This is a genomic window from Pseudomonas sp. IT-P4, assembly GCF_949767755.1.
In the GTDB taxonomy this organism is placed as follows: domain Bacteria; phylum Pseudomonadota; class Gammaproteobacteria; order Pseudomonadales; family Pseudomonadaceae; genus Aquipseudomonas; species Aquipseudomonas monachiensis.
In genome coordinates this window covers 1-12,713 of sequence record NZ_CATKPX010000052.1, presented here as the reverse complement: position 1 = coordinate 12,713, position 12,713 = coordinate 1, and the positions used below count along the sequence as shown (strand labels likewise).

The 12,713-nt window shown below is 57.0% G+C and carries 13 protein-coding genes; 6 read left to right on the top strand and 7 right to left on the bottom strand.

The genetic code is table 11. From position 1 onward, the window contains the following. Positions 1-38 precede the first annotated feature (38 nt). Together ACM6IT_RS21130 and ACM6IT_RS21125 are read right to left on the bottom strand one after the other, a co-directional pair. Entirely contained in the window at positions 39-251 is a 213-nt protein-coding gene (locus ACM6IT_RS21130; protein WP_223542267.1) for a hypothetical protein, read from the bottom strand. A gap of 143 nt (positions 252-394) precedes the next feature. Continuing rightward, positions 395-1,105, bottom strand: coding sequence for a methyltransferase family protein (locus ACM6IT_RS21125; protein WP_414918622.1), 711 nt, complete (start codon positions 1,103-1,105; stop codon positions 395-397). An 82-nt stretch (positions 1,106-1,187) separates the two neighbouring features. Between ACM6IT_RS21125 and ACM6IT_RS21120 the strand changes: the two genes are divergently transcribed. The 3 genes from ACM6IT_RS21120 to ACM6IT_RS21110 all read left to right on the top strand — a co-directional run bounded on the left by ACM6IT_RS21120 (position 1,188) and on the right by ACM6IT_RS21110 (position 2,869). After that, the gene (locus ACM6IT_RS21120) at positions 1,188-1,628 is read left to right on the top strand and encodes a hypothetical protein (RefSeq protein WP_414918621.1); all 441 of its coding nucleotides are present in this window, start codon (positions 1,188-1,190) and stop codon (positions 1,626-1,628) included. Between the two features lie 108 nt (positions 1,629-1,736). Further along, on the top strand, positions 1,737-2,123 hold the full coding sequence (locus ACM6IT_RS21115; protein WP_414913058.1) for a YkvA family protein: 387 nt from the start codon (positions 1,737-1,739) through the stop codon (positions 2,121-2,123). Between the two features lie 203 nt (positions 2,124-2,326). Continuing rightward, the gene (locus ACM6IT_RS21110) at positions 2,327-2,869 is read left to right on the top strand and encodes a DinB family protein (protein WP_414918620.1); all 543 of its coding nucleotides are present in this window, start codon (positions 2,327-2,329) and stop codon (positions 2,867-2,869) included. 248 nt (positions 2,870-3,117) lie between these two features. On the opposite strand, the gene ACM6IT_RS21105 is transcribed toward ACM6IT_RS21110, so the two are convergent. The 4 genes from ACM6IT_RS21105 to ACM6IT_RS21090 form a co-directional block, all read right to left on the bottom strand. Continuing rightward, a complete protein-coding gene (locus tag ACM6IT_RS21105) occupies positions 3,118-5,343 on the bottom strand; it encodes a hypothetical protein (protein WP_414918619.1) in 2,226 nt (741 codons plus the stop codon). A 1,021-nt stretch (positions 5,344-6,364) separates the two neighbouring features. Continuing rightward, positions 6,365-7,366: a fatty acid desaturase family protein gene (locus ACM6IT_RS21100; RefSeq protein ID WP_223542100.1), complete on the bottom strand. Its 1,002-nt coding sequence runs from the start codon at positions 7,364-7,366 to the stop codon at positions 6,365-6,367. A gap of 33 nt (positions 7,367-7,399) precedes the next feature. Next, positions 7,400-8,194 carry a PaaX family transcriptional regulator C-terminal domain-containing protein gene (locus tag ACM6IT_RS21095; protein WP_414918618.1) on the bottom strand — a complete coding sequence of 265 codons (795 nt, stop codon included), beginning with the start codon at positions 8,192-8,194 and terminating at the stop codon, positions 7,400-7,402. 303 nt (positions 8,195-8,497) lie between these two features. After that, the gene (locus ACM6IT_RS21090) at positions 8,498-9,451 is read right to left on the bottom strand and encodes a LysR substrate-binding domain-containing protein (protein WP_056722914.1); all 954 of its coding nucleotides are present in this window, start codon (positions 9,449-9,451) and stop codon (positions 8,498-8,500) included. Positions 9,452-9,583: 132 nt separating this feature from the next. Here ACM6IT_RS21090 and ACM6IT_RS21085 point away from each other — a divergent pair, with 132 nt between their 5' ends. Both ACM6IT_RS21085 and ACM6IT_RS21080 read left to right on the top strand, forming a co-directional pair. Then, the gene (locus ACM6IT_RS21085; protein WP_414918617.1) at positions 9,584-10,753 is read left to right on the top strand and encodes a M20 aminoacylase family protein; all 1,170 of its coding nucleotides are present in this window, start codon (positions 9,584-9,586) and stop codon (positions 10,751-10,753) included. A 59-nt stretch (positions 10,754-10,812) separates the two neighbouring features. Then, positions 10,813-11,601, top strand: coding sequence for an ABC transporter substrate-binding protein (locus ACM6IT_RS21080; RefSeq protein ID WP_056722910.1), 789 nt, complete (start codon positions 10,813-10,815; stop codon positions 11,599-11,601). 152 nt (positions 11,602-11,753) lie between these two features. On the opposite strand, the gene ACM6IT_RS21075 is transcribed toward ACM6IT_RS21080, so the two are convergent. Continuing rightward, positions 11,754-12,074, bottom strand: a complete 321-nt coding sequence (locus tag ACM6IT_RS21075) for an isochorismate lyase (protein WP_414918616.1) — start codon at positions 12,072-12,074, stop codon at positions 11,754-11,756. Between the two features lie 146 nt (positions 12,075-12,220). Here ACM6IT_RS21075 and arsN2 point away from each other — a divergent pair, with 146 nt between their 5' ends. Continuing rightward, positions 12,221-12,670 (top strand): arsenic resistance N-acetyltransferase ArsN2, encoded by a 450-nt coding sequence (gene arsN2 / locus ACM6IT_RS21070; RefSeq protein ID WP_414913068.1) that lies wholly within the window; start codon positions 12,221-12,223, stop codon positions 12,668-12,670. The last annotated feature ends 43 nt before the right edge of the window (positions 12,671-12,713 follow it).

Here is a 12,713-nt window from a genome sequence, read left to right as displayed (position 1 = left end):
TTTTTTTGGCCGATAGCTGCCTCCCACGACCGGTTGACTCATGAACGCTGCGGTTTCTGCGACAGTGTGAGCGACCACATCCAGACGCTCAAAACCGCGAGCAACAAGAAGGCGAGCACGCTTGGCCACAGCGGCATGGGATACCCATTAACGAGCACCTCGGGGCGAATGATCATGCGCCCCAGTTGTGCCAAGGCCATCAGTGCGTAGACGGTGCCGGCCACTCGCAGCCCAATGATTGGGGATTTCATGCTGTTCTCCTCGACCTGACCATGAACGTTACAGGCGAGCAAAAGCGTTGTTTTTGCCAGCCCGGCGAACGAAGCCGTGAAAGGGTGCCAACCTTGGCGTGTTCCCCTCCAGCCGTTCGGCAACCACTATCTGACCCTGGTCTTCACCAGAGGCCGGGGACCAATCTCCACCGTACTCGACGGGCATAGTCGTCATAACCCGCAAGCTCGGACCGTAACAACCGGTCTTCCCATGCGGTGCGCAAGACGAGTAACGCCGACGCCAGCGCAGCGGGCACCAGTGCCCAGAACGAGCCCAGTGCCAGGGCCATGCCAATGAACAGGAACAGTGCGGCGATGTACCCGGGGTGACGCACGAAACGGTAAGGGCCGCTATCGATCACGCGCTGATGCCGCTCGGCCTGGATGCGCACACCTGGCTCGAAGAAGGGGTTCACCGCCTGCGCCCAGCCCGTCACCGCGATGCCCGCCAGCACAGCGATGTAGCCGCCTGGCACCCACCAGGCCGGTACCTGCGACCAATGGAAACGCCCGGCATCGAGCGCCGCGACCGGCAGGACGGCAGTCATCGCCGGCAATATGAGCGCCAGTAGTGATTTGTCCCAGCTTTTCGTGCCCGGCTGAATCCGGCTGCGCGCGCGATAGATCACAGGGTTGACCCACGCCAGGACAAGGCCTGACACGCCAAAAGCCAATATCAGAACGAACAGCAATACCCATCCAGGTCGCCAGGCGATGGTGCCGGCCGGCAGGAAGATCAACACCAGCAGCGCAATCGGCAGGCCGATTGCATAAGTGATGGCCGTGCGCCGTGACATCGCCTTCGGCTGCCGGGGAGCTGCTGTCTTTTCCATTTTGCTAGCCATATTCGATAGGCCCGCAAATGGAGTCTAGAGTTCCCCTGACCACCGAGCGAAGGTGATTGAGGGAATTCTCATGTCCGCCACAGCACAATCCAGAGCGCGCACGCGCGCGTTCGCACGCGTCATCGGGCCTTGGCTGGTCATCGTGCCCGGCATCATCGCCGTACGGGCGCCAGACATGGGGCCACTGGCGGCCGACTTCTTCGCGAGCCCGCTCACCGTGTGGTTTGCCGGCGCTCTACTGTTGTCCGGTGGCCTGCCGATCATCGCGTTCCATCAATATTGGTCGAGCGCAGCAGCGTTTGTGATTTCCCTGTTCGGCTGGTTCCTGGCGCTTCGCGGTGTTGTACTCCTGGCCGCGCCGCAACTGATTGAACGTGGCGTGGATGTATCGGCGAGGATGCAGTGGCTGGTGCAAATCGGCTTTGGCGTCGGCGTGCTGATCGGTCTCTGGCTCACCTATGTCGGCTGGATTGCCAAGCCCGATTCATCGCCGGAGAATGGTGTTCCATGAACATGGCACGTGGTAAATCCGGAGCTCGAAAAACAGGCTCGCCAAGGTTCTCAGACCTTTCTGAGCGACGCTTGGGAAGCGTCCTGCGCAGGGGCTGACAATTACGACATGAAGCGCGTACTTGATCGTTTACGTGGCTGGGCCAGAAAGCTGAAACGGCAAACCATGGTTCTCTGGTTTTGCTATCGGCATCCACAAACACCCTGGTTACCCAAATGGATTTCGGTTTTTGTCGTGGCGTATGCGCTGAGCCCAATCGACCTCATTCCTGATTTCATTCCTGTGCTTGGATACCTGGACGACGTGATCATTTTGCCGCTTGGCATTCTGCTCGCTATTCGGCTGATGCCCACGCAGGTGCTCGAGGACTGTCAACTCAAAGCGAGTGAGTGGGAGAAAAGTCATCTCAAGCGGCCAGTGAACAGGTTTTCTGCAGTGATCGTTGTATTGGTTTGGCTCGTTGCTGCGGCGACATTGGGGGCTTACTTCCTCTGATCAGAAGCAAGTGCCCCCACCGGGCGGTCTTGTTTGAATGACTCCAGTTGGCCGATTGCTGCCTCTGATGAGGGGCAGCTACCGACCCAAAGCAGCCGGTCACGTGTCTACGAAATCAGGCGCGATTCAAAAAGCCTTGCTCTAGAATGGCCCCCAGATGAGCGTGGAACGCTTGTCTAGTATTCACTCAAAGGATGAACACGATGGGCCGCACCAACCATATCTGCCTGATGGCGATCTATAACGATTGGATGAACGTAAAGGTTTATGAGGCGGCCAGAAGTCTGACAGATGAAGAGCTGTCCGTGGATAGGAAAGCATTCTTTGGTTCTATTCTCGGGACGTTGAACCACCTGGTGGCCGGGGACACTATCTGGCTAAAGCGATTTGCCAAGCACCCGGCGAATCACTTGGCTCTGGAGCCGATTCGACAGCTCCCTGCCGCCCAAAGCCTCGACCAGTTACTGCTCTCAAATATCCGAGAACTTTCGACGCATCGCGTTTGGCTCGATCAGGTAATTGTCGAGTGGTCTCGCTCGATTACAGAGTCGGATTTAGATTACACCCTCAATTACACGAGCATGAAAGGAACCGCCGCTGACAAGAGTTTTTATGGCTTGGTCATGTATTTCTTCAACCATCAGACTCATCACCGAGGCCAAGTTACTACTTTGCTGTCACAAGGTGGTGTCGACGTAGGCGATACTGATCTGGTCCTCCTCATTCCTTCCGAGTCCCGCACATAATCTAAAAACCAGCACTAGACCGGGACCTTCATGTCATACCGGGCCGGTAAACCAGCGTGGCCATCTGAAATGACTACTGTGCCCTGAACGGACGCTAGGGGTGATCGGCTCAGTCGTCAGCGAGTGCTTCTGGCCGATTGCTGCCTGTCGCCAAGGGCTGCAATCGGCCAGAAGGAGAGAGTCAGATACGTCTGCAAAATCAAGGGTGACTCGCGACGCGTCACCCTGTCAGATGCCAGATCCGCAAGTTAAAGTATAAAGTCCGCCGTGGTCGCGCTGTTGAGACCGACTATCTGGATGGCGAACTCGGCGGCGCTGTCGGCATCGGTATTGCCGTAGAGCACGCCCGCTGAAACTTTCAACTGGCCGGCCGCACTGAAGGCTGCGGTACTGCCGATGATCGAGGTGAAGGCTTCATTGGTGGTCGTCGCCGTGTTGGCATCAAGCGTCGACAGGTCAATCTTGTCGCTGCCCCGCACGAAGTCGCTGATGACATCCCAGGTGGAGCTGATCGTCCCCATTTCCAACAACGAATTGAAGTCGAAAATATCGCTGCCAGCGCCGCCGATGAGGGTGTCCTTGCCTAGTCCGCCCGTTAACACGTTGGCTGCCGCATCGCCTTTCAGCGTATCGGCGTAGCTGGATCCGGTGAGATTTTCGATGGAGAGGAGGCGATCGACACCTGCACCGAGTGTATTCTGGGAGGCAGTCTTAATGTTGAGGTCGACCTTGACCGCAGAGGCTGCCCCCTCGTAGGTAGCCGTGTCCACGCCGCCGCCCCCATTTATGGTGTCATTGCCAGCCGCACCACGCAGGACGTCATTACCAAGTCCACCACTGAGTGTATCGTCACCGTTGCCTCCATCGAGGCTGTTGTTATAGGCATTGCCCACCAGGCGATCGTTCGCGTAACCACCAATAATGTTTTCGATATTGAGAATTCGATCATCCTCGTAACGGGATGCCAGGACACGCTGCTCGCCCGTGAGGTTGAGATCGACGTTGAGCGCCAATCCCTCTGCTGCGTAGGACAGGGTATCGATGCCCTCACCGCCGTCCAGAAAGTCGTCGCCAAGACTGCTGATCAGCAAGTCATTACCGGTGCCGCCCGATAACACGTCATCTCCCAGGCCGCCATTCAGAGTATCGTTACCGACGCCACCCTTGAGGATGTCATAGTTGTCGCCACCATCGAGCTTGTCGTCGCCAATGCCGCCCTCCAGTGTGTCGTTACCATTGCCACCGAACAAACTATCGTTACCGCTGCCACCCACCAGTAGGTCGTAACCATTGCCTCCCTCCAGGGTGTCAGCGCCGCCTTCGCCGAACAGGCGGTCGCTGGACGAGGAGCCAACGAGACGGTTGTTGCCAAGGCCACCGAACAAATCGCTTCTGTCGGTGGCGAACTGATTAGAGTTGGCCGTGCTCGTATTGAGGAGCAGGTTGGTCGTTGTCAGGTTGGCGACCGATACTCCCGTGAGCGCCAGCTCAGCCGAGTAGCCGCCGTTCCAATTTGTGATGACATCGCCACCTTTGCCGTCCACCGCCTCGACCAAGCGCTTGAGGCTATCGATATCACTGATCCCGAGCGTGCGGACATCGAGCTTGTCCTGTTCCGCGAGACTGAAATCGATGACTCGGGTCGAGTCGTAGTAATTGCTCCCCCGCTGAGCGATGAATACGTCGCTACCAGCCCCGCCGATGAGCTGATCGCTCCCAGTGCCACCGTTCAGGATATCGTTGCCACTACCGCCTTCGAGCACATCTCCATCAGCGCCACCGCTCAGGGTATCGTTGCCGGCACCACCGACCAAAAGGTCATTCCCAGCCATGCCGAAGAGGGTGTCATTGCCGCCTTCGCCAAAAAGGCGGTCGCTGGACGAGGAACCTGTAAGCCTGTCATTACCCAACCCTGCGAACAGATCGCTCCTTGAGGTTGCGGTCAGCGTATCGTCTTGGACGGTCGTATTGAGAAGCACATTGGACGCGTCCAACTCCTCGATCCCGGTGGCCCAAAGATTGTTCAGCGTGGTCGTCGAATAATAACCGTTAGTATTGATTGTAAATAAAAGCTTGTCATCGTAATTGACTTCAAACAGGCGATTAAGCGTCTCGATGTCGGAGATGCCGACCTGACGAAGATCCAGCCGATCTGCGGACACGTCAAAATCCGTGATGGTTTGCCCTATATAACTGGCTCCACGATTTATGACGAAAGTATCTGCCCCTGCGTCGCCTGTAAGGACGCTATTACTGCTAGTGCCCGCGTCCAGGATATCGTTGCCGTTGCCGCCATTCAGGGCGTCCGACCCACTGCCACCATAGATCGTATCGTTACCATCATTGCCATAAATGGTATCGTCACCCGTTCCGCCATAAATAACTTCGGCGATGTTGGCGCCATAAATAATATCATAGCCGGTGGTTCCATAGATGGTGGTCCCGGTTACCGTCCTTCCATTAACTGTTGCCATTTAGACTCTCCTTTCTTTACTGCCAAAAAAGCGGCGCTTCTGCCACAGGCTAAACTCCAAGCAGTAACTCGAGGTGCAACCCATCCTCGTACGTGCTCATGTTAAAATCTTGCTTGGTTTAAAAATCGGCGCGCTATTCTCAATCCTGCTCCACTTGCGTGGTTACAATCCAAAGTCGACACTGGCAACTAGCCAAGTTCGATCAATAGTTGACTATTAGATGTATCTACGAAACCAGGGGGATTCACTACACCCGTTCACAGATGGCTGATGGCAAGTTGGGGCGTAAGTCGACCCGACTTCCACATTGGCTTTGGAAAATAAAATGCCCCGTAAGTTGGTGCCGTTGGGGCTTTTTGACGCCATTCCACTGCGCCTGACTACCCTGACCTCATTGTTCAGAATGGATCAGCAGCAATTTTTTCGGCTGTTACTCCTCATGCGGTCCCCAAGTCTGGATGATATCAAAACGATACTACTGAGAGTATGGGCTCTGTCAAGTAGGTTGCACATGGAGAAGAGGAAGCGTTCAGCATCGCTGATACGTACATCGGTAACCCCGATGAGCTGAATAGTGAACTCGGCGGTGTTGTCCGCGCTGTTGCCGGTCAGCGTGTTAGCCAGGCTGTTGCATCGACCGGTTGAATCCACAGCCTATAGCAGTCTGTCGTAAGCAGCTCCTTTGGCCATCAGCATTTCCTGTGAGCCGCGAGGGGGCGAAACAGCGTAACGTTCGCAGTGCCTCGCGGCAGACCTCGGTTTTTTCAGAAACGGCGCTGGGCAAGCAGGCTGCCCTGGCGCGCCACCTCGAGAAAACACACCAGATGACGGAATTTGATTCGGGTGTCGATGTTCAATCTGCAGCTCCGCCTTCGTGGTATGGCATTCATTATTCCTGATGGCCGATACCGGAAAAACGTAGGTCATCGGTCGGCATTCGGCAGTTCGCAGCCCGGGATCACCCAAAGCAGACGGTTACCTCAAACCGCTTGGTAACTGTTCAGACAATCTGATCCTGAATTTAATTTACCCACCTTTCACTCTTGCTCCGAGAACTCACCAGCCTGAGTACCTCCAGATAAGAAGGGGGCTCGGGCACAATGCCGCGTTGACGTAGCAACGCGTGCAGTTGCGGTAGCCGGAAGTACGGCACGGATGCCATCAAATGATGCTCGATATGATAGTTGACCCGGATTGGCGCTACGCATGCCCGCGCGATCCAGCCGGCGTGGGTGCTGCGCGTGTTGCGCAGTACATCCGGGCCCGGCTCCAGACAGGCATGCTCTGCCATTGAACGGATGCGAATGAACAGTGGGAATGGGGTGATGTAGGCCAGCACCCAAACGCCATACAACCAGGCATTGCCACAACCCCAGAGCACGGCTAGCAGCAAGCCATTGGTGATCAGCATGCCGCTGGCGTTTTTCAGGAAACAAAGTGGATAGTCCCACCAGCGCCGCTCCTGTTGGGGCAAACGACGGATGTCGCTGGTCAACGACCACTGCAGCACGCCGGCATCCATCAGGAAACGACCCAGCAAGAACTTCAACCCGGTGACCCCCGAGAGATCGCGCAGGCATTTACGCAATATTGATGATCGAGTCGTGGGCAACCCGGCCACCAGGCACAGATCGGGGTCTTCTGCCGTGGAGGTCTTGGCGTGGTGGGTCAGGTGGTATGGACGATACTTGTGCAGTTCATTCCAGACCGGTCGCGCGCACAGCCAGTCCACCAGCACATCGTTGCACCACTTGGTTTTGAACAATGTTCCGTGGGCGGCGTCATGCTGCAAAATGCCGAAGCACAACTGACGCCCGGCAATGATGACCATGCCAATAATCAGGGCAAGGACCAGGCCCCACCAAGGCAGGACGGTGCGTGCCCACGCCAGGCTCGCAAAGGTTATGGCGACTACGGCCCAGGTAGACGCCACTGCCCAGGTGCCCCACACATCCGAACGCTCGCTGAAGGATTTGATTTCGTCGCGGCTGAGAATGTCGCTGATTTTGGTTTTGTTGCGCATATCTATCCTCGCTGGCAGGGGCCCGTTGATGGGTTAGTTGAGCGTTGGGGCTTGTTGTAGAAAGGCACGCCAAATCCGGTGGCCGCGATCGACGAAATGCCTGACGCAGGCAAAGAACTCGTCACGCAGCGCAACATCGACCAAGGGGGGTGGCAGCAAAGGGTCGAACACCACCTGGCGAATCGCTTCGCGACCAAGGTGGAAAGACTCGCGAGCGGCTTGATCCAGACCCAGTTGTTTGGCGTGTGATGACCAGTTATTTAATGTTTCGCAGTGGCGACGATAGCTGTCATTCAGCGCCATCCCATCCCACAGGCCTTGGATGCGACGGGTTTGTTCATCATCAAAACCCATGGCCTGAAAGACCAGTGCGGCAGGCTCCATTCCGAGCTCGATCAGTCGCCGCTGCAAAATTTCGACGCCGGGTTCGAGATTGTTTGGACGTACGTAGAGATCTTTTTCCAGCTCGGCGAAACCGAGCATGTGCAGCGCGCGTTCACGCTGGCGCAATACCCTGCGGTCACTGCGCCCCAGAGCATTGCAAGCGACCATCAGATAGCCGCCAGACCAGGGACGAAGCTGTTGATCCAGATTGCGCCACTCAAACAACTGCGTTGAAAGCTCGATGGCCTGGGATCCCAGCTGATAACTGCCGCGGCCGGCGCCTTCAAGCAGCGCTTCGGTCGTCAGCCTCGCCAAGGTAACCCGGACATTATTTGCACTGATTCCAAATAGGTTACAGGCGGTGATGGCCTCCCTTACATGCAAGGGGGCGCCACTTTTTGCAACAAGCAGATCGAGCACCAGGTTTTTTGCGCACGGTTTCATAAGCCCCCAAAATTTATTACAGCAATTGTCATATTTTCGGCATGGGCATTAATATTAATCAATATGACAAAAATGCCTTTTCTGGGTAATTTGGCGCGCTGCCTGTCGTGATGGTGCTGAAGTAGCGAGCGGTAGAAGCGAAAGTCGTCCTCTGGCAACCATCCGCAAGGTCCGCATTTGGCCGAGAGCCGCCTGTCGCCACGTGCAGGAATCAGTCAGAAGAGAACGCTTGTCGCCGGTACCTGCGGCCAGATTCGGCCCAAAGACGTCCTGACGTATCAGACATAAAACTGTCGGGTCACCTCACAGCCGCAGCCGTAAGGTTTCAAACAGCGCGCGGTCTTCCTTTTTGGCCGAGCGCGCATGGCGCCGAATGACCTGTAACAGGCATTCGGTGAAGCAGACCGCCGGATTGCTCAGTGCGCCATTGCGGCGCGTCACGATGCTCAGCTGTCGGGGCTCGAACTGCTCAGTCAGCCCCAGGGATACCACACGCCCCAGAAATGGCGGGGCTGTGCTTACGATGGACGGCCCCCAGGTGCACATGTCGGCCCGCTCGACCATCATCTGCAAAATGGCCAGTGAATGAGCACGCACGATTCGATTCTCATCAATTTGCGCGCCGTGTTTCCAGAACAGTTCCTGCATCAGCCCATCGTGCCCGTCCGGCGCGTAGTTCAGGGTCCAGTTTTCTTCCAGTAACTCGTGGATCGATCGCGCATGCTGTCGGGCGTGACCTTCGCGGACCAACACCGAGGTTTGGTAATCGAGCAAGGTTTCGCAGGCGAATTCCTGACTCGATTGTGTGGGATGGAGTTGGCCAATCGCGAAGTCCATGCTGCCGTCGCGCAGCAGCGGTTGGGCAACGGCCATCAGGCTTTCGAACAGTTCCAGCTTGATTTGTGGCATACGTTCGCGAAACACCGACACGACTTCGGGCAGGAAGGTCAGGGCGACCCATGGGGTGATCCCGACGCAGAGCCGGCCTTGAGCCTTGCCACGCATGTGATCAAGCTCGGTCTGTGCGTGCTCCAGTTGCTTGATCACCAGCCGGGCGTGAGTCAGCAGCACTTTGCCGTATTCGGTGAAGTTCAGACCGCTGGCGGTTCGGGTAAACAGCGGTAGCTGCTGGCTGGTTTCCAATTCGCGCAACGCTTTGGTCACAGCGGCCTGGGAAATCTGCAGCGAACGAGCGGCCGCTCGGATACTGCCGGTTTCGGCGCTGGCAATCAGCGCCTGCAATTGATGCAGTTTCATCTGCTCACCCTGGTGACAACTCATGGTTGTCATCATAACCAAACTGCGCCTCCCCAGCCCAGCGTCCGTTCCCTAAGATCGACCCCAACAGCGCATTCGCTGCTGCACAGCCCCTGTCGAAGGAGAACACCCATGGATGCCGGCCTGGTCCTGCCTGGTATTGCCGCGATGCAAGATGAAATGATCGCGATACGCCAGAGCATTCACGCGCACCCTGAACTGGGTTTTGAAGAATTCGCCACCAGTGAACTGGTTGCAACGTGTTTGACTCAGTGGGGCTTTGAGGTCAGCACCGGGGTGGGCAAGACCGGGGTCGTTGCCACCCTGGAAAATGGCGAGGGTCGGTCCATTGGCTTGCGCGCTGACATGGATGCGTTGCCGATACAGGAAACCACCGGTTTGCCCTATGCCAGTCGGCTCGACGGTGTCATGCATGCCTGCGGTCACGACGGTCATACAGCAATCCTGCTGGCAGCCGGTCAGTATCTGGCCCGGACACGGGCGTTCAAAGGCACCGTGCACCTGATTTTCCAACCGGCGGAAGAAGGGCTGGGCGGTGCCAGGAAAATGCTGGAGGACGGGCTGCTTGAGCGGTTTCCGTGCGACGCGATCTTCGCCATGCATAACGTGCCGGGTTATCCCGTCGGGCATTTGGGTTTTTACAGCGGACCATTCATGGCGTCCGCCGACACGGTGAACATCAAAATCATCGGCAACGGTGGCCATGGCGCGGTGCCGCACAAAGCCGTCGACCCGGTGGTGGTCGCTGCCTCGATCGTGATGGCCCTGCAAAGTATCGTCTCGCGCAACGTCAACCCGCAGGAGATGGCGATTATCACGGTGGGCTCCCTGCATGCCGGGAGCGCCTCGAATGTCATCCCGTCCAGCGCCGACCTGAGCCTGAGCGTACGCGCTCTGACCCCCGGGATTCGCCACTTGCTGGAGGTCAGAATCACTGAATTGGTCAAGGGCCAGGCCGAGAGTTTTGGCGCCCGGGTCGACATCGATTACCAGCATTGCCATCCGGTGTTGATCAACGATCCCGAACAGACAGCATTTGCCCATGAAGTCGCCCGCGACTGGCTGGGAGAGGAACACCTGATCGATGACTTGCGACCGTTCACGGCCAGCGAGGACTTTGCTTTTGTCCTGGAAAAATGCCCCGGCAGCTATCTGGTGATCGGCAATGGCGAGGGAGAGGGCGGGTGCCTGCTGCACAACCCCGGCTACGACTTTAATGACGACTGCCTGCCGGTGGGCGCCAGCTATTGGGTCAAGTTGGTCGAACGTTTTCTGTGTTGAGACGGCGCATTTTCGCCCGTTGTGCCGGTAAAAAATCTGCGGCCTGAAGAGGAATAAAAATGAACAAGATGATTGCAGCCGTTTCCCTGGTGTTCCTGACGGCCTCGAGCCTGGCGGGGGCGGCCGACTGGTCTGGCAAAGTGTTGAAATTGGGGGTGGACCCGACGTATCCACCGCTGGAATACAAGAACCAGGATGGCACGCTGACCGGCTTCGGGGTCGACATCGCCGAGGCGTTGTGCGCCGAACTGAAAGCCCGATGCGTCTGGGTGGAAAGCAGTTGGGACGGGATGATCCCGGGACTGCTGGCGCGCAAGTTCGATGCGGTGGCGTCGTCGATGACCATCACACCCAAACGCCTGGAGCAGATTGCGTTTACCGACAAGGTCTCCAATGCTCCGGCACGGTTAGTGGCCAAACGTGGATCGGGATTACAGCCGACCCTCGAATCGCTCAAGGGCAAGCGCATTGGTGTGGAGCAGGGTTCGACCCAGGAGCACTACGCCAAAGCGGTTTGGGGTGCCAAAGGCGTGGACGTTCTTTCCTATCAAAATCAGGATCAGGTGTACGCCGACCTGGTCGTGGGGCGACTTGATGCCTCGTTGCAGGGTGCCATTCAAGCCAGTTACGGTTTCTTGAAGACAGCGGCGGGTAAGGACTATGAATTTGCCGGTGCCACTCTGGATGCCCCGGGCTTCTTCGGCGTCGGTGATGGCCTTGGTCTGCGCAAGGAGGATGTCGCGTTGCGCGAAGACTTGAACAAAGCCCTGGCAACCATCCTCGCCAACGGTACTTACGCGCGGATCAACAACAAGTACTTCGATTTTGACGTCTACGGTGCCCGGTAACGGCGCCCGGTAACGGTGCCCGGTAACGGCGCCAGGTAGCGCGTCGTCGTTAGCTTGAACAGGGCGCTCGTTCGAGCGCTCTATTGCCCCCCTTCAATTCTGCCGTCGCCGGGCTCGTGACCGACCCATGGCGAACAGTCCGGACACTAGAGTCAGGTGTCGGATTGATGAGCCGCCCAGTGTTTCATTTCTTCTGCAATGAAGTGGTTCACCAGGTCACTGTACATCTTCTCGATTGCATCAGGGCTCAGGCCCTCAGCCTCGGCCCACTCGCGTCGTGTCGCCAACATGGCCTTGAAACGCTCCGGAGCACGCACCGAAGTCACTGAGGTCTTGTACTTCGAGGCAGCCAGTACGTAGTGAAAGCGCTTGCCCAACAACTTGATGACAACCTGGTCAAGGACATCGATTTCGCGTCGGATATCCTCCATGCCTGCACACTCTTCGGGCTGCAACTGATTGATAACGTCCATGTAGGTGACTCCGTTTGCTGAGAAGTTCGTGGGTCTTCGGAAGAAGTATCGGCGCGCGGTCTTTCGTGAGGGCGGCTATTGAGCTGCCTGGCCACTTCATTGAGCCTGCTAGCATTGGATGTCAGCGAGCCAAACAAGGGTGGACCATGGAGACAAGAAAAGTAGCGCTGAATGAAATGGATCATCTGCGCAAGTCATTAAGCCAGGCAGGGCTGCCCTTCAGTGATGTCAGCGAACCGGATCGACAGTTTTACCGGTTTGAAGTGGATGGGCAATGGGTGGCTTATGGAGGGCTCGAAGGTGCGGGTTCCGATCTGTTGCTGCGCTCGATAGTCGTTTGTGAGACGCATCGTGGGGAGGGGCTGGGTAAAGCGGTGTTGTCTGAACTGGAACGCTTGGCGGTCTCTCAAGGTGTAATCCGGTTGCACCTGTTGACCCAGGGCGCTGCTGGTTTTTTCACTGCCAATGGGTACGAACTGCTTGGCAGGGACGAGGCGCCTGCGGTGATCACCCGGACCGTTCAATTCAAGCATTTGTGCCCCGCATCGGCGAGCTATCTGCGCAAGGTGCTTAACCGTCTCCCTTGTACTGATTAGTCATTGATGCGCATCGATTGAGGCTGATTCGGTGGTCAAAAAA